Origin of the sequence: Actinoplanes xinjiangensis, from assembly GCF_003148685.1 — a bacterium.
Taxonomy (GTDB): Bacteria; Actinomycetota; Actinomycetes; order Mycobacteriales; family Micromonosporaceae; genus Actinoplanes; species Actinoplanes xinjiangensis.
Window position 1 is genome coordinate 167,485 of the sequence record NZ_QGGR01000003.1, and the last position, 21,411, is coordinate 188,895.

Genomic DNA, 21,411 nt, shown 5'->3' on the forward strand with positions numbered 1-21,411 from the left:
CCTTAGAAACGCAGCGACCGCCGCAGGGTCACCTCGGAGCCCTCCCCGGATCGGTGCACCGACAGTTCGGTCAGCGCGCCGATCAGGGCCAGGCCGCGCCCGCGGAACCCGGCGTCGCCGGCCGGGCGCCAGGTGCCGGTGTCGCGGACCGTCACCAGCACGGCGTCCGCGTGGAGCGACGCGGTCACGGTGATCACCGGCTCCACCGGGTCCAGCGGGTGCTCGATGGCGTTGGCCGCCGCCTCGGAGACCGCCACCACCAGGTCGAACGCGTCGGAGTCGGGCACCTTGTGCGCGGCCAGGAAGTCCTCCAGCCGGCGCCGCAGCACGGAGAGCCGGCCCGGTTCGGCGGGCAGTCGCAGCACGAACTCCCGGGGCTCGGTGACCTCCAGGGCGACCAGGGCGATGTCGTCGCGGCGGATCTGCCGGGCCGCCTTGGCCAGCAGGGCGTCCAGCAGGTCGTCGATGTGCCCGGTGGGTTCGGCGACGTCGGCGGTCAGCTCGGCGAGGCCGCTGTCGATACCCTGCCGGCGGTCCTCGATCAGGCCGTCGGTGTAGAGCAGGAGCCGGGTGCCGGCGGTCAGCTCGGTCTCCCGGGTCGGGTAGGTGACGGCGCCGAGGGCCCCGATCGGCGGGCCGAGCGCCGCATCGTACAGAAACGTGCCGTGCGCTCCGGGCGGGATCAGCACCGGGGACGGGTGCCCGGCCGAGGAGAAGGTCATCAGCCGGGTCCGCGGGTCGAACCCGACGCAGAGCACGGTCGCGAACTGCCGCCGGCCCAGCGTGTCCACCAGCCGGTTCAGCCGGGTCAGCGCGGCGCCGCAGTCGAAACCCTCCAGCAGGTACGCCCGGAGCGCGTTGCGCAGCTGCCCCATCCCGGCGGCGGCCTGCACACCCTTGCCCACGACGTCGCCGATGACCAGGATCAGCTTGCCGTCCGGACCGGCGATGACGTCGTACCAGTCGCCGCCGACGAGCGCCTCGCTGCTGCCCGGCGCGTACCGCCCGGCCACGATCGCGCCCGGCACCCGCGGCAGCGACTGCGGCATCAGGCTGTGCTGCAGGGTGGAGGCGATCCGGTGCTCGGTCTCGTAGAGGCGGGCGTTGGCCAGGCGCAGCCCGACGAGGCGGGCGAGCTGGGTGAGTACCACGGGCTCGACCGGGATGCCGGGACCGGACCACACCCGCAGTTCACCGAGCGGCGGCCCGCTGGTGGCCGGCAGCGGCAGGATCAGGTCGGGCGGGGCGGATCCGGCGGCACCGCCGTCGCGTTCGGCCCGGCCCTCCGGGGTGGTGAGCACCACCCGGCCGGCCGACGTCATGGCCAGCACGTGCCGGGCCGCCACCTCCAGCACCTCGGCGGTGGTGGGGACGGCGTTGAGGGCGGCGGCCGCGTCGACCAGCCCGCGCAGCCGGCTGACGGTCCGCCGGCGCAGCTGGCCCAGCTCCAGGTTGGCACGGACCCGGGCGGTCAGCTCCCGGGTGGAGAACGGTTTGACCAGGTAGTCGTCGGCGCCCGCGGACAGGCCCTCGACCGCGGACTCCTCACCGGCACGGGCGGAGAGCACGATGATCGGCACGTCCCGGGTACGCGGATCGGAGCGCAGCCCCGTGATGAGGCCGAAGCCGTCCAGCCGGGGCATCATCACGTCGGTGAGCACCAGGTCGAACTGCTGCTCCCGGGCCAGTTCCAGGGCGTCCACGCCGTCCACCGCGGTGACCACGTCCCAGTACGGCCCGAGCAGCCGGGACACGTGTTCGCGCAGGTCGGCGTTGTCGTCGGCGAGCAGGATCCGGCCACCGGTCCCGCGGTGCACCGGCTGCGGGGCGGCCGGCCCGTTCCCGGCCCACCAGGTCGCCTCGTCGACCCAGAGCCGCGCCTCGACCGGGTCGCCGGGCGGTACCGGGTCGTCGCTGAGCCGGTCCGGCGGCAGGTGGGCGGCGCCGAACGGGATCCGGACGAGGAACTCGCTGCCCTTGCCGGGCCGGCTGCGCACGCCGACCGAGCCGCCGTGCAGCCCGGTCAGCTCGTGGACCAGCGCCAGCCCGATGCCGGTGCCCTCGTGGCTGCGGGACCAGGCCCCGGTGACCCGGTGGAACCGGTCGAAGAGCAGCGCCTGCTCGGACTCGGGGATGCCGACGCCGGTGTCGCGCACGGCCAGCACGGCATGCGGGCCGTCGGCGGCGATGCGGACCTCGATGCCGCCCTCGCGGGTGTACTTGACGGCGTTGGAGAGCAGGTTGAAGACGATCTTCTCCCACAGCTCGTGGTCGACGTGGACCGGCTCGGCCAGCGGCGGCGTGTCCACGGTCAGCGTCAGCCCGGCCCGCTCGATGGCCGGCCGGAACGTGCCGGCCAGCCGCGCGGTGTGCTGCGCCAGGTCGGTGGGCCGGAAGACGGCCGCCATCCGCCCGGACTCCATCCGCGAGAAGTCGAGCACGGTGTTGACCAGCTTGAGCAGCCGCAGCGCGTTGCGGTGCACCGGCAGGAGGCGGTCCCGCAGCGCCCCGTCCGGCGCCGCGTCCTCGATGAGATCCTCCAACGGCCCGAGGATCAGGGTCAGCGGGGTACGGAACTCGTGGCTCACGTTCGAGAAGAAGTTGGTCTTGGCCTGGTTCAGGGCGGCCAGCTCGGCGGTCCGGCGGCGCTCCTGCTCGTACGCCCGGACGTTGGCCACCGCACGGGAGATCTGTGCCGCCGCCAGGTCGAGGAAGTCGCGGTAGTCGCCGTCCAGGGCCAGGTAGCGGCTCACTCCGACGACCAGCACGCCGACCGTGTCCGCGGCCACGCCGATCGGCAGCACCAGTGCCTCGGCGGCGGCGGACGGCGCCGGGCTGGTCATCTCGGCCAGCGGGACGCGACCGGGCCGGCCGCCCGTGATCACCGCACGGATCGCCGGGTGCCGGTCGAGGTCGTCCAGGACCAGGCAGGCGAACGGGACGTCCTCGGTGCCGGTGAGCACGGCGGCCGCCTCGACGGCGAGGGCGACCTGGTCCGGGGAGTCGGCCAGGCGCCGGCCCAGAGCGCTGAGGGTGCGGACCCGGCGCTCCCCGAGAACCCGGCTGGTCGTCTCGCTGATGATGCACATCACGCCGCCGGGCACGCCGTCCTCGGACCGGATCGGGTCGTAGGAGACGTCGAAGTAGGTCTCCTCCATGAACCCGTTCCGCTCGATCATGAACGGGTGGTCCCCGGCGTAGAACGACCGGTCGTTCGTGATCACCCCGTCGAACAGCCCGTGCAGCACGCCCCAGACTTCGGCCCACAGCTCACGGCCGGGGCGCCCGAGGAAGCCGGGATGTTTGCCGCCCATCGTCGCGGTGTAGGCGTCGTTGTAGAGCACCAGGTACTCCGGGCCCCAGAAGATGATGATCTGGGCGCGGGAGGCGAGCATGGTGACCACCGCGTCGACCAGCTCGGGCGGCCAGGACGACGGCTCACCGACCGGGGTCGCCGACCAGTCCAGCATGGACATCCGGGCGCCCATCTCGCCGCCGCGCTCGAAGGCGTTGTGCAGCCGCCTCGGCAGGGCGCCCATGTGCATGCCTCCCCCCGTCCGGTCCGGTGGCACGTTAACACCGGACCGGTGTTCCCGCTCGTCAGGCGGCGACGGCACGGGCCCGTGCCGAGGCCTCCGCCAGCGCCGCGAAGGACCGCAGGTCGGCGGTGCGCTCGGGGTGCCACTGCACGCCGAGGGCGAAGGAGCGGCCGGGGTGCTCGACGATCTCGATGATCTGGTCGTCGGGGCACCAGCCGACCGGCAGGAACTCACCCGGGTCGGCGATCGCCTGATGGTGGAACGAATTGACCGTGAGGGTACGGCCGAACAGCCGGTGCGCCGCGCTGCCGTCCTCGACCACCACGTCGTGCCGGCCGTAGTCGGAGGCGCCGGCGGCGAGGGGGTCGGTGCCGGCCGCGGCCCGGTGGCGCTCGTGGCCGACCACGTCGGGCAGGTGCTGGTGCAGCGAGCCGCCGGTGGCCACGGCCATCAGCTGCATGCCCCGGCAGACGCCGAGCATCGGCATGTCGGCCTTCAGCGCGGCGTTCATGAGCATCAGCTCGGAGGCGTCGCGGACCGTGTCCACCTCGGTGGCCGGGTGGCGCGGTGCGCCCCAGTGGGCCGGGTCGATGTCGCCGCCGCCACAGAACACGATGCCGTCCAGCGCTTCGAGCACGTCGGTGCCCGGGTCGTCCGGGGTGATCAGGACGGCCCGGCCGCCGACGGCGTGCACCGCCTTCACGTAGTTCATCGGCAACATTGCGGCCATCAGGTCGTTGCGGCCGTGGTGGATCTGCTCGGCGTAGGCGGTGAGTCCGATCAGCGGTCTGCGCATGCTTGCGTGAGCTCCTTCGATGCCGCCGCCACCAGGGCACCGAAGAACCGGTGGTCCCGGCTCACCTCCGGATGCCACTGGACACCCAGCACGAAACGCCGCTCCGGGTCCTCGACCACTTCGGGCAGGCCGTCGGCGGCCCGTCCGGTCACGGTCAGCGAGCCCGGGTCGGCGACGCCCTGGTGATGGAAGCAGTTGATGGTCAGGTCCTCGCCCATCAGGGCGGCGATCCGGCTGCCCGGATCGAGAACGGCGAGCTGGGAGCCGTAGACCCCCGGCCCGGGCCGGTGTTTCTCGTGCCCGAGCACGTCGGGCAGGTGCTGGTGCAGGGACCCGCCGGCAGCGACGGTGAGCAGCTGCATGCCCCGGCACACGCCGAGGACCGGCAGGTCGCGGTCGAGAGCGGCGCGGAGCAGCAGCAACTCGGCGGCGTCCCGGTCCGGATGGGTGACGGTGTGCGGGCCACGATCCTGGCCGTACAGCGACGGCTCCAGGTCGGGGCCGCCGGCCAGCACCAGGCCGTCGATCCGGTCGAGCACGTCCGCATCGAGATCGTCCGGCGGCAGCAGCACCGCGCGGCCCCCGGCGAGCCGGACCGCCTCGGTGTAGTCGTGCGGAACCAGCGCGGTCGGGAGATCGGTCCAGACGCCCCAGCTGGCCGGCAGCACATAGGACGTTATGCCGATGATCGGACGCATCGCACCACCGTAGTCACAGGCGCGCGGCGCCGGTGAACCGGCGCCGCGTCACGGGCCCATCTGTCCCACCTACACGGGGATCTGACCCGTACGGGCGGGGATTCGACCCCTTGCACCTTCTTGAACTGGGCGTTTGGAGTCTGATCCCCACCGTAGCGGGTCGGTAAACCTCACAGCGGAGTTACGTACGCTCCGGTGATACCGCCGTCGACGACGAACTGCGAGGCCGTCATGAACGACGCGTCGTCACTGGCCAGGAAGGCGACCGCCGCGGCGATCTCGTCCGGTTCGGCGAACCGGCCCATCGGCACGTGCACCAGCCGGCGGGCGGCCCGCTCCGGGTCCTTGGCGAACAGGTCCATCAGCAGTGGCGTGGCCACCGGCCCCGGGCACAGCGCGTTGATCCGGATCCCCTCCCGGGCGAACTGCACCCCCAGCTCCCGGGTCATCGCCAGCACCCCGCCCTTGCTCGCCGTGTAGGCGATCTGCGAGGTGGCCGCCCCGAGCAGGGCGACGAACGACGCGGTGTTGATGATCGAACCCTTGCCCTGCCGCTGCATGTGCGGGATGGCGTACTTGCAACAGAAGAAGACGCTCGTGGTGTTGACCTTGAGGACGCGCTCCCACGCGTCCAGGCCGGTGACCAGGATCGAGTCGTCGTCCGGCGGTGAGATGCCGGCGTTGTTGAAGGCGATGTCGACGCGGCCGTGCCGCTCCACCACGCCGTCGAAGAGGGCCCTGACCTGTTCCTCGTCGCTGACGTCGCAGGCGACGAACTCCCCGCCGACCTCCGCCGCGATCGACTTGCCCGCCTCGTCGGAGATGTCGACGCAGACGACGAAGGCGCCCTCCGCGGCGAAGCGCCGCGCGGTGGCCAGACCGATACCGCTGCCGGCGCCGGTGATGACGGCGACCCGGTCCTGCAAACGCTCCACTTAGTCTCCCGTAGCCAAGAACACGTTCTTCACGTCCGTGAAGGACAGCAATGCGTCGGGCCCCAGCTCCCGACCGAGACCGGACTGCTTCATGCCGCCGAACGGTGTCCAGTACCGCACCGACGAGTTGCTGTTGACGCTCAGCGCGCCCGTCTCCAGAGCCCGGGAGACCCGCAGGGCACGGCCGACGTCCCGGGTCCACAGCGAGCCGGAGAGGCCGTACTCGGTGTCGTTGGCCAGCCGGACCGCCTCCTCCTCGTCGCGGAACGGCAGCACGCTCACCACCGGCCCGAAGATCTCCTCACGCCAGTGCCGGTCGGTGGTGGAGTGCGCCAGCAGCACGGTCGGCGGGAACCACCAACCGGTGCCGTCGGGAGCCGAGCCGCGGAACGCCACGTCGGCGCCGTCCAGGAAGCCCGCCACCGACGCGCGCTGGCCGGACGAGATCAGCGGTCCCATCTCCGCCTCCGGAGAGGCCGGGTCGAGCACCCGGAACGCCCGCACCGCGGGCTCCAGCAGGGCCAGGAACCGGTCGTACACCGAAGCCTCGACCAGCAACCGGGACCGGGCGCAGCAGTCCTGTCCGGCGTTGTCGAAGACCGCACCGGGCGCCGCGGCCGCCGCGGCCTCCAGATCGGCGTCCGCGAAGACGACGTTGGCGCTCTTGCCGCCGAGTTCCAGGGTGACCCGTTTCACCTGATCGGCGCAGCCTGCCATGATCGATTTGCCGACCTCGGTGGAGCCGGTGAAGCAGACCTTGCGGACCGCCGGGTGGGTGACGAACCGCTGCCCCACCACACTGCCCTTGCCCGGCAGCACCTGGAACACGTTCTCCGGCAGACCGGCCTCGAGAGCCAGCTCGCCGAGCCGGATCGCGGTGAGCGGGGTCAACTCGGCCGGCTTGAGCACCACGGTGTTGCCGGCCGCCAGCGCCGGGGCGAACCCCCAGCCGGCGATCGGCATCGGGAAGTTCCAGGGCACGATGATCCCGACCACGCCGAGCGGCTCGTGGAAGGTCACGTCGACACCACCGGCCACCGGGATCTGCCGCCCGGACAGCCGCTCCGGCGCCCCCGCGTAGTAGTTCAGCACGTCCCGGACGTTGCCGGCCTCCCATCGCGCGTTGCCGATGGTGTGACCGGCGTTGCGTACCTCCAGCTGTGCCAGCTCTTCGAGGTGGTCCTCGACCACCGTCGCGAAGCGGCGCAGGAGCCGGGCCCGCTCACCGGGCGCCACGCGGCGCCATCCGGCGAAGGCGTGCCGCGCGCGCTCGATCGCCGCGTCGGTCTCTTCCAGACCCAGCGACGGTACGGTCGTGAAGACCTCGCCGTCGGCCGGATTGATGACGTCCGTCCTGGTCATGCCGCCACCCTAGATCAAAGCCTCTCGAATCCGCGGCGCAACTCCCAGTCGGTCACCGCGGCGTCGAAAGCGGCCAGTTCGACCCTGGCCATGTTGCTGTAGTGGGCCACCACATCGGCTCCGAAAGCGGCCTCGGCGATCCCGCTCGACGCCCACAGCATCGACGCGTCGCGCAGGGTGCCGGGCACCCGCTCGGCGGTCTCGTCCCGGTAGGCGTCGCCGACGAACTCGTCCTCCAGGGACAGCTCGTTCTCGATGCCGTGCAGCGCGCCGGCGACCAGGGCGGCGATCGCCAGGTACGGGTTGACGTCCCCGCCCGGCACCCGGTTCTCCACCCGCATGCCCTGCCCGTGCCCGGCGATCCGCAGCGCGCAGGTGCGGTTGTCGACACCCCAGCGCAGCGCGGTCGGCGCGAACGAGCCGGGCTGGTACCTCTTGTACGAGTTGATGTTCGGCGCGAAGAGCAGACTGAACTCGCGCATCGTGGCGAGCAGCCCGGCCAGTACCCGCTGCCCGGTCTCGCTCAGGTGGGCGGGCCCGTCGCCGAGCATCGCCGACCGGCCGTTCTCGTCGCGCAGCGAGAAGTGGATGTGGCAGGAGTTGCCTTCGCGCTCGTTGGGCTTGGCCATGAAGGTGAGCGCCATGCCCTCCTGGGCGGCGATCTCCTTGGCCCCGTTCTTGTAGATCACGTGGTTGTCGGCGCTGGTCAGCGCGTCGGCGTAGCGGAAGGCGATCTCGTGCTGGCCGAGGTTGCACTCGCCCTTGGCGCTCTCCGGGATCAGGCCCGCGCCGTACATCTCGTTGCGGATCCGGCGCAGCAGCGGTTCCACCCGGGCGGTGCCGAGCAGCGAGTAGTCCACGTTGTACTGATTGGCCGGGGTCAGATCCCGGTAGCTCTTGCTGAACGCCTGCTCATAGGTGTCCTTGTAGAGGACGAACTCCAGCTCGGTGCCGGCGAACGCGGTCAGCCCGTGCGCCGCCAGCCGGTCGAGCTGGCGGCGCAGGATCTGCCGGGGTGACGCGGGCACCGGCTGCCCGGCGGTGTCGAGCAGGTCGGCGAGGACCAGCGCGGTGCCGGGCTGCCACGGGACCCGGCGCAGCGTGCTGAAGTCGGGCTTCATCACGAAGTCGCCGTAGCCGGTGGACCAGGAGGACATGTCGTACCCGTCGACGGTGTTCATGTCGACGTCGACGGCGAGCAGGTAGTTGCACCCCTCGCTGCCACCGGACACCACCTCGTCCAGGAAGAACCGCCCGTGCAGCCGTTTGCCCTGGAGCCGGCCCTGCATGTCGGTCAGGGCCAGCAGAACGGTGTCGATGGTGCCGTTGTCGACGGATACGTCGAGCTCCTCGAGATCCATGCGCTAAGTCCTATCAGTCGGTCGGCTCGCCGTGGGCGGCCTTTTCCAGGACGTTCTGCTTCGGTCCGGTGAACCACTTGCGGGCACTGGCGAACCACCAGATCGTGGCCGCGCCGACGACCACCGCCACCGCGACGATCGTGTAGTTGAAGGTCTCCGCGGTGATCGGGCTGGCCGGCGGCAGCACGAACAGCACGCAGATGATCCCTACCCAGACGATCGCGATCCATCCGATCGGGGCGCTCCACTTCCCGAGATGCCACGGGCCGGGCTGGAAGTCCGGGCTGAGCCGGCGCAGCAGGACCGGGCCCACGTAGGCGATGTAGAGGCCGATCACCGCGATCGAGGTGGCCGCGAAGTACGCCACCGTGTTCCAGAGCGACGGCAGCACCAGGATCGTGGAGAGCGTCACGCAGAGCCAGATGGAGTTGGTGGGCGTACCGGTGCGCGGGTTGACCTTCTTCCAGATCCGCGAGCCGGGGATGGCGTCGTCGCGGGCGAAGGCGTACGACATCCGGGAGTTGGCGGTGACCGAGGCCATGCCGCAGAACCACTGCGCCACCATGCAGATGAAGAGCAGGAAGATCCCCAGGTCCGTGCCGACCGCGTCGATGAAGATCTGCGCCGGGGGCAGGCCGAGATCGGTGCCCAGCGCGCCCTCGTAGTCCTGGATGGACCAGGTGATCGCGACGAGCAGGACGAAACCGGCGATCACCGAGACGACCACGGACAGCACGATGCCGCGCGGAGCGGCCCGGGCGGCGTCGTGGGTCTCCTCCGCGACGTGCGCGGAGGCGTCGTAGCCGGTGTACGTGTACTGCGCCATCAGCAGGCCCATCAGGACCGCGTAGACGCCCGCCCCGGCGAAGGTGAACCCGGTGGCGTTGTAGACCTCGGTGAACACCTCGGACATGGGTTTGTGCTGGTCGGGGACGATGGCGAGGATGGCGACGATCACCGCGACGCCGATCAGGTGCCACCAGGCGCTGACGTCGGAGAGGATCCGCACCAGGTTGACGCCGAAGGTGTTCAGCAGGCCGTGCACGACGATGATGACCAGGAAGAGCAGGAACGTGGAGAGGGCCGTGACCTCCAGCCCGAAGGTCAGGCTGAGGAAGGCCGCCGTGGTGATCGCCGCACCGAAGTCGATGGCCGCGGTGACGGCGACCTCGCCGAGGAAGTTGAACCACCCGATGAACCAGGCCCACGCGGGTTTGTTCTTCTTGGCCAGCGCCGCGGCCCACCAGTAGAGCGCGCCCGCGGTCGGGTAGGCCGAGCACACCTCGGCCATGGCCAGGGCCACGAAGGTCACCATGATGCCGACGAAGAGCCAGCCCAGAGTGATCGCGACCGGGCCACCGGCCTTCATGGCGATGCCGTACGAGGTGATCGCCCCGGCCAGGATCGAGATGATCGAGAACGAGACGGCGAAATTGGAGAAGCCGGAGAGCCGGCGGTGCAGTTCCTGTTTGTAGCCGAGTTGGGCGAGTCGTTCCTCGTCGGTGCTCATCTGTATGCCCCCTGCAGGAGAAGGACTGTGACCTGAGCCACTGCTTGGGTCATGATCGCTCCGCCGTGTTACGGCCGTCAATGCGCAGGGTTAATTGCGTTGCCGCGCACCGGCGCCGGTGCGAGCCTTGACGGGAGCGATCCCTCGGCCGGATCGACTGTGGACACCTCTCCGCCGGCGGCGGTGCGGGGCGCGGTCACCTCTCTCTTCCTCAGCGCCCGCCTCGCACCGCCGCCGCACCACAGCCCCCCTTTACGAAAGAGTTTTCGCAGCTCGGCAGACCTTCCATCAAAAAATCTACAGCGGCGACTCTAGAAATTTCGCCGATGGCGGCCTACATTTGGTCTGTCGGTCACGGCCGACAAGCAACTGGCACAGTCGCTGAGTTGGAGAAGGAGGACGAGATACCGCAGCAACGCGTAATCACGACGTCCCCGGCCCGACAAGAGGTGATCGCAGCCGATGCCCATCACTCCGGTCGACTGCTAGCGGCACGCAGCCGGTCGACCACATGCGCCGGCAGAGTCCGGCACCAGAATTGAAAAGCCAGGGCCCCGGTTACCCGCCGGGGCCCTGGTCTGTGGCTGGATAGACACCATGGACCGTGACAGTCCGGTGTTCAGCACGGGCCGCGCCGCCGAGACGCTCGGTGTGACGCAGGCCTTCCTCCGCAGTCTCGACGAGGCCGGGCTGATCGAGCCGGAACGCTCGGCCGGCGGCCACCGCCGCTACTCCCGTCACCAACTCGATCTCGCCGCCCGCGTCCGGGTGCTGCTCGACCAGGGTTTCCTGCTCGCCGCCGCCTGCCGGATCGTCACGCTCGAGGACCGTCTCGAAGCCGCCCACCGCCGCGTCCGCGAGCTCGGCGGCACCATCACACCCGAGCAGGACGCGAGCATCCCCACACAGACCCGGCGCGACTGAACCGTACCCGCCGATCCATGGCATGGTCTGCCCATGCCATCGGTGAACCTCGACGACTGGGTGCGGCCCGGGCCGACCGCGGCGCAGCGGCGCACCGACGTGTGGATCGGGCTGACCGTCAGTGCGGTCGCCCTGGTCAACCTCTTCCTCGCCCGCCACGTCGGGATGCTGGCGTCCGCGGAGAGTGCCTCCCTGCCCGAGCAGATCTGCTGGGTGCTGGCCATCACGCTGCCCCTGACCCTGCGCCGGGCGTACCCCGACGTGGTGGCCGTCGTGATCGGCGCCGCCTTCATCGGGGGCCAGGCCCGCGGCTCGCAGGAGCAGCAGGTCACCATCGGTGTCCTGTTCGCGGCGATCTACGCCCTCGGCGCCTGGGGCCGTGACCGCGACCGGGCCCGGGTCCTGCGGCTCGGCATCATCGGTGCCATCTTCGCCTGGCTCGCCGTCGTCTTCATCTTCTTCGCCGGCGAAATCGGCGGCCCCGCCGAGCGGGCCTCCGTCGCGTTCAACTGGTTCGTGGTCAACGCGGCGTTCTTCGCCTTCGGCTACCTGATGGGCGACGCCGCATGGCAGCACGTCCGGAGCACCCACGCCCTCGAGGAGCAGGCCGCCCAACTGCGGGCCACCCAGGAGGTCGCCGCCGAACAGGCCGTCCTCGGCGAACGTGTCCGGATCGCCCGGGAGCTGCACGATGTCGTCGCCCACCACGTGTCGGTGATGGGCATCCAGGCCTCCGCCTGCCGCCGCGCCCTCGACAAGGACCCGGCCCGGGCCCGGACCGCCCTCACCGCCGTCGAGGAGGGCGCCCGCACCGCCGTCGACGAGCTGCGCCGCATGCTCGGAGCGCTCCGCGCCACCTCGGCCGGAGCCCCGGAGAACGTGGTACCGAACGCCGGCATCGACCGGCTCGGGGAGATCACCGACCGGGCCCGCGAGGCCGGGCTGACCGTCCGGTACGCCGTCTACGGTGATCCCGTACCGCTGCCCGAGTCGCTGTCCCAGGCCGCCTACCGGATCGTCCAGGAGGCGGTGACCAACACCCTCAAACACGCCCACGCACGGGTCCTCGACGTCCGGGTCCGGTATCTCAGCGGCGAACTCGAACTCGACGTCACCGACGACGGCCGCGGCGGGCCACCGTCGGCCGGCGGCATGGGCCTGGTCGGCATGCGGGAGCGGGTGGCGGTGCACGACGGCGCCCTGGAGAACGGGCCGCACCCGGACGGCGGCTACCGGGTGCGGGCGCGGTTCCCGTACCAGGCGGGAGTGGCCCGATGAGCGTCACCGTGCTCCTCGCCGACGACCATCAGCTGGTGCGTACCGGATTCCGGGTCATCCTCGAGATGGAGGACGACATCACCGTCGTCGGCGAGGCCCCCGACGGCGGTCAGGCGGTCGAGATGGCGCTGCGGCTGCGGCCCGACGTGGTGCTGATGGACGTCGAGATGCCCGGTGTGGACGGCCTCGAGGCGACCCGGCGGATCAGCGCCGCCGGCGGCCCGTCGGTGCTGATCCTGACCACCTTCGACCGTGACGACTACCTGTTCGCGGCGTTGCGCGCGGGCGCCAGCGGTTTCCTGCTCAAGAACGGCACACCGGAGGCCCTGACCGAGGCGGTACGGGTGGTGGCCGCCGGTGAGGCGCTGCTCGCCCCGGCCGTCACGCGGCGCGTCATCGCCACCTTCACCACACCGGGCACCACCGGTGTACGCCTGGACCAGCTCACCCCACGCGAACACGAGGTGCTGGTCCTGCTCGCCGGCGGGGCCACCAACGCGGAGATCGCGACCACCCTGCGACTCGGCGAGACGACGGTGAAGACGCACGTCAGCCGGGTGCTCATGAAGATCGGCGCCCGCGACCGCACCCAGGCCGTGGTGCTGGCGTACGAGCTGGGCGTGGTCCGTCCCGGAGGCTGAGGGTCCTTCCGGAGGATGACGTCCCCGCGCCGGACGACACCGCATCGATGATGATCTAGCGTTCTGGTCATGACAACCGTCCTGAACGTGGAGGCCGTGAACCGGTCCTTCGGGGAGCGACAGGTCCTCAAGGACGTGTCGTTCTCGGTGGAGCCCGGCCGGCTCACCGGCTTCGTCGGCGCCAACGGTGCCGGCAAGACCACCACCATGCGCATCATCCTGGGGGTGCTCGCCGCCGACACCGGCACGGTGACCTGGCGCGGCGCCCCGATCAGCCGGAACGACCGGCAGCTGTTCGGCTACATGCCGGAGGAGCGCGGGCTCTACCCGAAGATGACCGTCGGCGAGCAGGTCGTCTACCTGGGCCGGCTGCACGGGCTCTCCGCCGCCGACGCCAAACGGCGTACCACCGCCCTGCTGGAGCGACTGGAGCTGGCCGAGCGCGCCGGTGACCCGGTGGAGAAGCTGTCCCTGGGCAATCAGCAGCGGGCCCAGATCGCCGCCGCCCTGGTGCACGACCCGGAGCTGCTGGTGCTCGACGAGCCGTTCTCCGGCCTCGACCCGATCGCGGTGGAGACCGTGCTGGCGGTGCTCCGGGAGCGGGCCCGCGCCGGCGCCGCCGTCCTCTTCTCCAGCCACCAGCTGGAGCTGGTCGAGCGCCTCTGCGACGACCTGGTGATCATCGCGGACGGGACGGTTCGCGCCGCCGGGTCCCGGATCGCGCTGCGCGAGCAGCACGCGCTGCCCCGCTACCGGATCGAGGTGGACGGTGACGCCGGCTGGATTCGCGACGAGCCCGGTGTGACGCTGCTCGAACTCGACGGTGCACAGGCCGTCTTCGACATGACCGCCGGGGCCGACGAGCAGGCGGTGCTGCGATCCGCGCTGGGCCGTGGCCCGGTCCGCGCCTTCGGCCCGGTCCGCCCGTCGCTCGCCGAGATCTTCCGAGAGGTTATCCAGTGACCACGTTCCAGGCCGCCCGGCTCGTCTTCGGCCGCGAGATCCGCGCCAAGCTCCGGGACAAGGCGTTCATCTTCAGCACCGTGTCGTTCCTGGTCGTCCTGATCGGATCGATCGCGATCCCGGCCATGCTCAGCAGCGGCCCGACGAAGGTGGCGGTGGTCGACGCCGCCCTCGCCCCGACCCTGCGGGCGGCCGCCCTGGACGTCCGCGAGGTCACCGACCCGGCCGCCGCGGAACAGCTGCTGCGCGACGGCGAGGTGGAGGCCGTGGTGCTGCCCGGCCCCAAGGTGGTGGCCATGGAGGACGCGCCGAGCGAGCTGCTCGACATCCTGAGCACCGTCCCGCCGGTCGAGCTGCTCGACCCGCCCGCGTTCGACGAGGCCATCGCGATCTTCGTACCGTTGGCCCTGGCCATGCTCTGCTACATCACGTCACTGCTCTTCGGACTGCAGATCGCGCAGAGCGTGGTGGAGGAGAAGCAGACCCGGATCGTCGAGATCCTGGTCGCCACGATCCCGGCGAAAGCGCTGCTGGCCGGCAAGATCGCGGCGATGACGGCGCTCGCGTTCGCCCAGATCGCCCTGTTGTCGGTCATCGCGCTGATCGGGACCACGGTGGCCGACCTCGACTCCGGGGTGATCAGTGCCCTCCGGCCGGCTCTCGGCTGGTTCCTGCCGTTCTTCATCCTCGGGTTCGTCATGCTGGCCACGCTGTGGGCGGCGGTCGGCGCGCTGGCCGCCCGGCAGGAGGACCTGGGGAGCACCTCCGGAACGGTGCAGATGGCGGTGCTCATCCCGTTCTTCGCGGTGATCTTCCTGCGTGACAACGCCGCCGCGCTGACCGCTCTCTCCTACTTCCCGCTCTCCTCGCCGATGGCCATGCCGATCCGGATCTTCGAGAACGGGGCGGCCGCCTGGGAGCCGTTCGTGGCGCTGGGTGTGCTGGCCGCGAGCGCGGCGGGCATGCTCGTGATCGGTGCCCGGATCTACCACGGCTCGCTGCTGCGGACCAACGGCAAGACCTCGTTCGCGACCGCCTGGCGGACCCGTACGACGGCCGCCGGCTGATCCGGTGCGGATCGGCGTGGGCCGGCCCTCCGCCGAGGACCGTGGGATATCCCGCACCTCCGGCGAAGTGTTGGACATCACGCCGATCCGCCCGGCAGGATCGGGGGCATGTCGATGCGATGGGGCATGACCGTGCCGTTCGGTGGCGTTCCGCTCTCCGAGCACGCCGTTGTCTACTCGGCGCTGGCCGATGCGGGGTTCACCGACGCCTGGTCGGCCGAGGTCGCCGGCGCCGACGGGTTCACCCCGCTGACGCTGGCCGCCGCCTGGGAGCCGCGGCTGCGCCTGGGCACCGCGATCGCCCCGGCCTTCACCCGCGGGCCAGCGCTGCTGGCGATGACCGCCGCCGCCCTCGCCGAGGCGGCACCCGGCCGGTTCCAGCTCGGCATCGGCGCGTCCTCCCCGGTCGTCGTCGGCGACTGGAACGCGGTGGAGTTCGACCGGCCGTTCGCGCGCAGCCGTGACGTCCTCCGGTTCGTGCGGTCGGCCCTGGCCGGCGAGCTGGTCGACGGCGACTTCGACACGTTCTCGGTGCGCCGGTTCCGGCTGGAGCGCCCGCCCGCCACCCCGCCGCAGATCCTGCTCGCCGCGCTCCGCCCGGGCATGCTGCGCCTGGCCGCCGCCGAGGCGGACGGTGTGATCCTCAACTGGCTGTCCGCCTCCGATGTGGCCACCGCCCTGGCCGAGACCAAGGAGGCGACGGCGGGCTTCGCGGTGGCCACCCGGATCTTCATGGTCCCCACCGAGGACGCCGGGTTCGCCCGTACCGTCGGCCGCCGCCTGATCACCGCCTATCTGACGGTTCCGGCCTATGCGGCCTTCCACCGGTGGCTCGGCCGGGAGGAACTGCTCACCCCGATGTGGCAGGCGTGGCAGTCCGGCGACCGCAAGGCCGCCCTCGCCGCGATCCCGGACTCACTCGTCGACGAGCTGATCGTGCACGGCTCCCCCGCCGAGTGCCGGGCCCGGGTCCAGGCGTACGCGGACGCCGGCGTGACCGTCCCGATCATGGCGCTGACCCCGACTCCCGAGCTGGAGCGCGGCGGCCTGCCGGCCCTGCTCGACCTGATCGCCGCCCTCGGCCGCAAGCCCTCCTGACGATCATCCGTCCTGACCGCCATCCGGCCCGGGCCGTGCGCCGGCCTGGCCACCGAGGTTGCCCGGTCGCCGGCGGCCGAGGTTCCGGCTGGTCGTGAGCGCTGCCTCAGGCCCGTCGAGACAGCGGTCACGACCAGCCGCGAAGATCTGAGTCAGGCGCGATCGAGGGCCTCGCGCAGCCGTTCGAGCAGTTCGGCCTGGGTGAAGGGCTTGGTGATCAGGATGGTGTTGGGTTCGAGGGTTCCCTCGCCGGTGATGAACGGCTGGGCGTAACCGGACATGTAGACGACGGGAAGACCCGGCCGGGCCCCGCGGACGTGTTCGGCCAGTTCCCGGCCATGCATGTGCGGCATCACCACATCGGTGAGCAGCAGATCGAGGTGCCGGGTCGTGTCCTGGACGATCTCGAGGGCCGCCGGGCCGCCACCCGCACTGAGGACGTGGTAGCCGTGGCGGGTCAGGATGCGCTCGGTGACGGCGCGCAGGGCCTCCTCGTCCTCGACGACCAGGATCGTCTCACCACCGCGCTGCGGTTGAGCGGGGCCGGCCGACGCGGGGATCGTGGCCGGTAGCTCCTGGGTCACCGGGAACAGCGCGGTGACGACGGTGCCGGCACCGACCGCGGACTGCACACCGGCATAGCCGCCGGCCTGGGTGATGATGCCGTAGACGGTGGCCAGGCCGAGTCCGGTGCCCTCGCCGGGCGCCTTCGTGGTGAAGAACGGTTCGAAGACGCGTTCCAGCACGTCGGGCGGGATACCGGTGCCGGTGTCGGCGACCCGTAGGCGCACGTACCGGCCGGGCGGGACGGGTGGCCGCATCCGGGCGGCCTCCTCGGCGGCGAGGTCCCGGTTGCCGGTGTGGACGGTGAGGGTGCCGCCGCCCGGCATCGCGTCGCGGGCGTTGACGGCCAGGTTGACCAGCACCTGCTCGATCTGGCCGGGGTCGGCGAGGACCGGCCACAGCCGCGGTTCCAGGTCGGCGTGCAGCTGGATGTGCTCACCGAGGGTACGCAGCAGCAGTTGCTCCACCTCGCGGATCACCACGTTGAGGTCGAGGACACGGGGCCGGACCACCTCGCGGCGCCCGAACGCGAGCAGCTGGTGGGTGAGCTCGGTCGCCCGGCGCCCGGCACGCAGCACCTGCTGCAGATCGCAGGAGGCCTGTGGCCAGGCACTCTCGGGATCGGCGTCGGCGGCCTCCTGGATCTGCTCGGCGACGAAGCTGGCGTAGTTGAGCATCACGGCGAGCAGGTTGTTGAAGTCGTGGGCGACGCCGCCGGCCAGCTGTCCCAGGCTCTCCAGTCGCTGGGCCTGCTGGAGCTGGGCTTCGAGTCGTTCCCGTTCGGCGGCCGCGGCGAGTCGTTCCCGTTCGGCTTCCAGGCGCTGACGTTCGGCCTGGGCCTCGATGCGCTCGCTGACGTCGCGGATGGCGGCGGAGACGATCAGCCCGTCCTCGGTCTCCAGGGCGGAGAGGCTGATCTCGGCTGGGAACTCGGTGCCGTCACGGCGACGGGCGCGCAGGGCGGTGCCGGAACCCATCGGACGGGGCCGGGGATCGGCGAAGTAGCGGTGCCGCAGATTCGGGTGGCGGGCCCGCGCCGACTCGGGGACGAGGGTTTCGATGGGCTGGCCGAACAGCTCGCTGCGCTGATATCCGAACAGTCGCTCGGCCTGCGCGTTGACCAGGGTGATCCGGCCGTCGGCCGCGACCCCGACGATGGCGTCCGGCGCGGCCTCCAGCAGGCCCTGGAACTTCGCCTCGCGGCGGACCCGGTCGCTGACGTCACGCACCGCGGCGACGATCATGCCGCCGCCCGCGAGGGCGGAGAGGGAGATCTCGGCGGGGAACTCGCTGCCGTCCCGGCGCCGGGCGGCCAGCGGGACACCGGCGCCCATCGGGCGGGGACGAAGATCACGGAGGTACGCCATGCGATGCCCCGGATGACGGTTGCGGAACCGTTCCGGGACCAGGAGGTCGATGGACTTCCCGAGGATTTCGGCGCGCTCATACCCGAACATCCGGACGGTCTGCGCATTGACGACGGCGATGCGCCCATCCCGGTCGACGGCGATGATCGCGTCGGGTGCGGCCTCCAGCAGCCCGATCACCACGGCGTCGGAGGGCTCGCTCACCCCGGCACCTCGTCCCTTCGCCGCCTGCTCTGCCAGCACCACCGAGAGTAGGTGGCAATGGGTCCCCCGGTGCGGGGTTTGCACAGGTCAGCGCCGGGCAAGCTGCGGTGCGCAAGGCCTGTGCCCAACGGGGATGCGCCTGTCCTGCGGGCGCGTCCCCGTTGGGCGGTCGTGGGCTCCGCTCCAGCCGGCCGGCCGGATCACTCGCTTTCGGCGAGGATGGCGTAGAGCTTGCGCTTCGTGTCGTTGAGCACCTCCAGCGCCTTCTGGCGCTGCTCCGGGGTGCCGCTGAATCCGACCTGCTTGAGGGCGCCCATGATGCCGACCGCCGCGTCGCGGAAGTCCTGCACCTGGGACATGGTGTCGGCGCCGATCTGGGACCACGGCGGGTTCTGTGCGGCGGTCTCGGCCTCGGGCCGGCCGTCCTCGGTGAGCCGGTAGCTCTTGCGGCCGCCCTCGGCGGTGACCTCGATGAGGCCCTCGTCCTCGAGCAGCTGCAGGGTCGGGTAGACCGACCCGGGGCTGGGCCGCCAGACGCCGCCGGTGCGGGCGTCGAGCTCCTGGATCATCTCGTAGCCGTGCATCGGCCGCTCCACCAGTAGCGCGAGGATCGCCGGCCGAACATTCTGCCGGCCGCCGCGACCACCTCGCCGGCCGCCGGGGCGGCCGAACTCCGGCGGCGGGAAACCGGGTCCGCCCGGGCCGCCGGGGCCGAAGGGAAATCCGGGCGGGAACCCGAACCCGCGCCGGCGGAACTCGCCGACCCACCCGTGTCCGCCGTGTCCGTGCTCTCCGTGCATGTGCCTCATGATCTTCTCCGTACTGTCGTCGATAGTTAGACGATATGTCGGCAAAGTGTCGGCGACAAGGGTTTCTGGGTTCGCGGGGTTGCGACACGTGTCGACGGGCCCCTATCTGGCAATGTGGTACCTGTGTTGACGGTGCCCATTCGCCAGCTCGGTGAGCCCGAGCGTGCGGCCGTCGAGCGGATTCTCGACGCCGATCCCTACGCGGGTGCCCAGATCGCGGAGCGTGTGGCCACTCACGGGCTCAACTGGTGGCGCTCCGACGGGCGGATCTACGGCTACGAGCCGCGTCGCCAGATCGAGTCGATCATCTGGTCCGGCGCACACCTGGTGCCGGTCGGCGCGACCCCGCCCGCGACCGCCGCGTTCGCCGATCTGCTCGGCGCCGAGCCGCGGATCTGCTCGTCGATCATCGGCCGCTCCGAGGCGGTGCTGGACCTGTGGGCGCGGCTCGGTGGCAACTGGGGGCCGGCCCGCGACGTGCGACCGCACCAGCCGCTGCTGGTGACCGACCGGGACCCGGCCGTCCGCCCGGACCCGGCGGTCCGGCTGGTCCGCTCCGGCGAGGTCGATCTGCTGTTCCCGGCCGCGGTGGCGATGTACACCGAGGAGGTCGGCGTCTCGCCGATGCAGGACGACGGTGGGCGCGGCTACCGGCGGCGGATCGCCGAGCTGGTGAAGGCGAAACGTGCGTACGCCCGGTTCGACGGCGACCTGGTGGTCTTCAAGGCCGAACTGGCGATCGTCACCCGGCGGACCACACAGGTCCAGGGCGTCTGGGTGCACCCCGACTACCGGGGCCGGGGTCTGGGCACCGCCGCGATGGCTGCCGTCGTGGCCGACGCCCTACGCCGGGTGGCTCCCAGCGTCAGCCTCTACGTCAACGACTACAACACCTCGGCCCGACGCGTGTACGCCAACTGCGGCTTCACCTCGGCCGGCAGCTTCGCCACCGTGCTCTTCTGAGCCGGACGACACCGGAGTCGGATCTCGTCGGGGGCGGACCTCCGCGGGAACGGGATTCTCCGGAACGGACGTCTGTGGAAACGGGCGAAGGGCCCCTCGCGGGGCCCTTCGTCGCTTCAGTGCACGGTTACGGTCGGGCCGGGGAGCAGCTCGCGCAGTTCGTCGGGGAGTTCGGCGCCCATCTCGTCGGCGAGGCGGAGTGCCTCCTCCACCAGCGTCTCCACGATGATCGACTCGGGCACCGTCTTGATGACCTTGCCCTTGACGAAGATCTGGCCCTTGCCGTTACCGGAGGCCACCCCGAGGTCGGCCTCACGGGCCTCGCCGGGCCCGTTGACGACGCAGCCCATGACGGCCACCCGCAGCGGCACCGGGAAACCCTCGAGGGCCGCGGTGACCTGCTCGGCGAGGGTGTAGACGTCGACCTGGGCGCGACCACAGGACGGGCAGGAGACGATCTCCAGGCCGCGCTCGCGCAGGCCCAGCGACTCCAGGATCTGGTTGCCGACCTTGATCTCCTCGACCGGCGGGGCGGACAGCGACACCCGGATGGTGTCCCCGATGCCCTCGGCGAGCAGCGCACCGAACGCCACCGCGCTCTTGATCGTGCCCTGGAACGCCGGCCCGGCCTCGGTCACCCCGAGGTGCAGCGGGTAGTCGCACTGCTGGGCGAGCTGCCGGTACGCCCGGATCATCACGACCGGGTCGTTGTGCTTGACCGAGATCTTGATGTCGCGGAAGCCGTGCTCCTCGAAGAGCGAGCACTCCCAGAGCGCCGACTCGACGAGCGCCTCGGCGGTGGCCTTGCCGTACTTCTCCAGCAGCCGCTTGTCGAGCGAGCCGGCGTTGACGCCGATCCGGATCGGGATGCCGGCGTCGGAGGCCGCCCTGGCGATCTCCTTCACCTTGTCGTCGAACTGGCGGATGTTGCCCGGGTTGACCCGGACCGCGGCACAGCCGGCGTCGATCGCGGCGAACACGTACTTCGGCTGGAAGTGGATGTCGGCGATCACCGGGAGCTGCGACTTCTTGGCGATCGCGGGCAGCGCCTCGACGTCGTCCTGGGACGGGACGGCGACCCGGACGATCTGGCAGCCGGACGCGGTCAGCTCGGCGATCTGCTGAAGGGTCGAGTTGACGTCCGAGGTGAGGGTGGTCGTCATCGACTGGACGCTGACCGGGGCGCCGCCACCGACCAGCACACCCCCGACGTTGATCTGGCGGCTCTGCCGGCGCGGAGCCAGGGGCGGTGGGGGTACCGCAGGCATTCCGAGACTGATCGCGGTCATTGGGGGTTGCTCCCGGCCTTCCGTGTCGCGTGGATGAGGTGAG

17 protein-coding genes are annotated in these 21,411 nt (G+C 71.2%); 7 read left to right on the forward strand and 10 right to left on the reverse strand.

The genetic code is table 11. From position 1 onward, the window contains the following. Nucleotides 1-2 precede the first annotated feature (2 nt). The 7 genes from BC793_RS07700 to BC793_RS07730 form a co-directional block, all read right to left on the reverse strand. On the reverse strand, nucleotides 3-3,539 hold the full coding sequence (locus BC793_RS07700; RefSeq protein ID WP_109590714.1) for a SpoIIE family protein phosphatase: 3,537 nt from the start codon (nucleotides 3,537-3,539) through the stop codon (nucleotides 3-5). A 61-nt stretch (nucleotides 3,540-3,600) separates the two neighbouring features. Next, nucleotides 3,601-4,335 (reverse strand): gamma-glutamyl-gamma-aminobutyrate hydrolase family protein, encoded by a 735-nt coding sequence (locus tag BC793_RS07705; protein WP_109590716.1) that lies wholly within the window; start codon nucleotides 4,333-4,335, stop codon nucleotides 3,601-3,603. Continuing rightward, nucleotides 4,320-5,033: a gamma-glutamyl-gamma-aminobutyrate hydrolase family protein gene (locus BC793_RS07710; RefSeq protein ID WP_109590718.1), complete on the reverse strand. Its 714-nt coding sequence runs from the start codon at nucleotides 5,031-5,033 to the stop codon at nucleotides 4,320-4,322. The genes BC793_RS07705 and BC793_RS07710 overlap by 16 nt, the downstream gene beginning before the upstream one ends. A 170-nt stretch (nucleotides 5,034-5,203) precedes the next feature. Next, a complete protein-coding gene (locus BC793_RS07715) occupies nucleotides 5,204-5,968 on the reverse strand; it encodes a 3-oxoacyl-ACP reductase (protein ID WP_109590720.1) in 765 nt (254 codons plus the stop codon). Then, a complete protein-coding gene (locus tag BC793_RS07720) occupies nucleotides 5,969-7,330 on the reverse strand; it encodes an aldehyde dehydrogenase family protein (RefSeq protein ID WP_109590722.1) in 1,362 nt (453 codons plus the stop codon). A 14-nt stretch (nucleotides 7,331-7,344) separates the two neighbouring features. After that, entirely contained in the window at nucleotides 7,345-8,691 is a 1,347-nt protein-coding gene (locus BC793_RS07725) for a glutamine synthetase family protein (protein WP_109590724.1), read from the reverse strand. A gap of 13 nt (nucleotides 8,692-8,704) precedes the next feature. Beyond that, nucleotides 8,705-10,201, reverse strand: a complete 1,497-nt coding sequence (locus BC793_RS07730; RefSeq protein WP_109590726.1) for an amino acid permease — start codon at nucleotides 10,199-10,201, stop codon at nucleotides 8,705-8,707. A gap of 597 nt (nucleotides 10,202-10,798) precedes the next feature. On the opposite strand from BC793_RS07730, the gene BC793_RS07735 reads away from it, so the two are divergent. From BC793_RS07735 to BC793_RS07760, 6 genes are all read left to right on the forward strand, one after another. Beyond that, nucleotides 10,799-11,125, forward strand: a complete 327-nt coding sequence (locus tag BC793_RS07735) for a MerR family transcriptional regulator (RefSeq protein WP_109590729.1) — start codon at nucleotides 10,799-10,801, stop codon at nucleotides 11,123-11,125. Nucleotides 11,126-11,158: 33 nt separating this feature from the next. Then, nucleotides 11,159-12,403 carry a sensor histidine kinase gene (locus BC793_RS07740; protein ID WP_109590731.1) on the forward strand — a complete coding sequence of 415 codons (1,245 nt, stop codon included), beginning with the start codon at nucleotides 11,159-11,161 and terminating at the stop codon, nucleotides 12,401-12,403. Beyond that, the gene (locus tag BC793_RS07745) at nucleotides 12,400-13,044 is read left to right on the forward strand and encodes a response regulator (protein WP_109590733.1); all 645 of its coding nucleotides are present in this window, start codon (nucleotides 12,400-12,402) and stop codon (nucleotides 13,042-13,044) included. Before BC793_RS07740 ends, BC793_RS07745 begins: the two co-directional genes overlap by 4 nt. A gap of 69 nt (nucleotides 13,045-13,113) precedes the next feature. Beyond that, entirely contained in the window at nucleotides 13,114-14,007 is an 894-nt protein-coding gene (locus BC793_RS07750) for an ABC transporter ATP-binding protein (protein WP_109590735.1), read from the forward strand. Then, on the forward strand, nucleotides 14,004-15,074 hold the full coding sequence (locus BC793_RS07755) for an ABC transporter permease (RefSeq protein WP_109590737.1): 1,071 nt from the start codon (nucleotides 14,004-14,006) through the stop codon (nucleotides 15,072-15,074). The genes BC793_RS07750 and BC793_RS07755 overlap by 4 nt, the downstream gene beginning before the upstream one ends. A gap of 108 nt (nucleotides 15,075-15,182) precedes the next feature. Then, entirely contained in the window at nucleotides 15,183-16,172 is a 990-nt protein-coding gene (locus BC793_RS07760) for an LLM class F420-dependent oxidoreductase (RefSeq protein WP_239169702.1), read from the forward strand. 152 nt (nucleotides 16,173-16,324) lie between these two features. Here the strand turns inward: BC793_RS07760 and BC793_RS07765 are convergent, their stop codons facing one another. Further along, the gene (locus BC793_RS07765; protein WP_109590741.1) at nucleotides 16,325-18,307 is read right to left on the reverse strand and encodes a PAS domain S-box protein; all 1,983 of its coding nucleotides are present in this window, start codon (nucleotides 18,305-18,307) and stop codon (nucleotides 16,325-16,327) included. Nucleotides 18,308-18,507: 200 nt separating this feature from the next. After that, the gene (locus tag BC793_RS07770) at nucleotides 18,508-19,116 is read right to left on the reverse strand and encodes a PadR family transcriptional regulator (protein ID WP_109590743.1); all 609 of its coding nucleotides are present in this window, start codon (nucleotides 19,114-19,116) and stop codon (nucleotides 18,508-18,510) included. A gap of 123 nt (nucleotides 19,117-19,239) precedes the next feature. Between BC793_RS07770 and BC793_RS07775 the strand changes: the two genes are divergently transcribed. Beyond that, nucleotides 19,240-20,079 carry a GNAT family N-acetyltransferase gene (locus BC793_RS07775; RefSeq protein WP_109590745.1) on the forward strand — a complete coding sequence of 280 codons (840 nt, stop codon included), beginning with the start codon at nucleotides 19,240-19,242 and terminating at the stop codon, nucleotides 20,077-20,079. 116 nt (nucleotides 20,080-20,195) lie between these two features. On the opposite strand, the gene ispG is transcribed toward BC793_RS07775, so the two are convergent. Further along, the gene (ispG, locus tag BC793_RS07780) at nucleotides 20,196-21,368 is read right to left on the reverse strand and encodes a flavodoxin-dependent (E)-4-hydroxy-3-methylbut-2-enyl-diphosphate synthase (RefSeq protein WP_109590747.1); all 1,173 of its coding nucleotides are present in this window, start codon (nucleotides 21,366-21,368) and stop codon (nucleotides 20,196-20,198) included. Nucleotides 21,369-21,411 lie beyond the last annotated feature (43 nt).

Excerpts from the sequence above, each read along its gene's own strand:
- BC793_RS07700 (WP_109590714.1), bottom strand. The coding sequence starts at position 3,539 with ATGGGCGCCCTGCCGAGGCGGCTGCACAACGCCTTCGAGCGCGGCGGC.
- BC793_RS07705 (WP_109590716.1), bottom strand. The coding sequence starts at position 4,335 with ATGCGCAGACCGCTGATCGGACTCACCGCCTACGCCGAGCAGATCCAC.
- BC793_RS07710 (WP_109590718.1), bottom strand. The coding sequence starts at position 5,033 with ATGCGTCCGATCATCGGCATAACGTCCTATGTGCTGCCGGCCAGCTGG.
- BC793_RS07720 (WP_109590722.1), bottom strand. The coding sequence starts at position 7,330 with ATGACCAGGACGGACGTCATCAATCCGGCCGACGGCGAGGTCTTCACG.
- BC793_RS07725 (WP_109590724.1), bottom strand. The coding sequence starts at position 8,691 with ATGGATCTCGAGGAGCTCGACGTATCCGTCGACAACGGCACCATCGAC.
- BC793_RS07730 (WP_109590726.1), bottom strand. The coding sequence starts at position 10,201 with ATGAGCACCGACGAGGAACGACTCGCCCAACTCGGCTACAAACAGGAA.
- BC793_RS07735 (WP_109590729.1), top strand. The coding sequence starts at position 10,799 with ATGGACCGTGACAGTCCGGTGTTCAGCACGGGCCGCGCCGCCGAGACG.
- BC793_RS07740 (WP_109590731.1), top strand. The coding sequence starts at position 11,159 with ATGCCATCGGTGAACCTCGACGACTGGGTGCGGCCCGGGCCGACCGCG.
- BC793_RS07745 (WP_109590733.1), top strand. The coding sequence starts at position 12,400 with ATGAGCGTCACCGTGCTCCTCGCCGACGACCATCAGCTGGTGCGTACC.
- BC793_RS07750 (WP_109590735.1), top strand. The coding sequence starts at position 13,114 with ATGACAACCGTCCTGAACGTGGAGGCCGTGAACCGGTCCTTCGGGGAG.
- BC793_RS07760 (WP_239169702.1), top strand. The coding sequence starts at position 15,183 with ATGTCGATGCGATGGGGCATGACCGTGCCGTTCGGTGGCGTTCCGCTC.
- BC793_RS07770 (WP_109590743.1), bottom strand. The coding sequence starts at position 19,116 with ATGAGGCACATGCACGGAGAGCACGGACACGGCGGACACGGGTGGGTC.
- ispG (WP_109590747.1), bottom strand. The coding sequence starts at position 21,368 with ATGACCGCGATCAGTCTCGGAATGCCTGCGGTACCCCCACCGCCCCTG.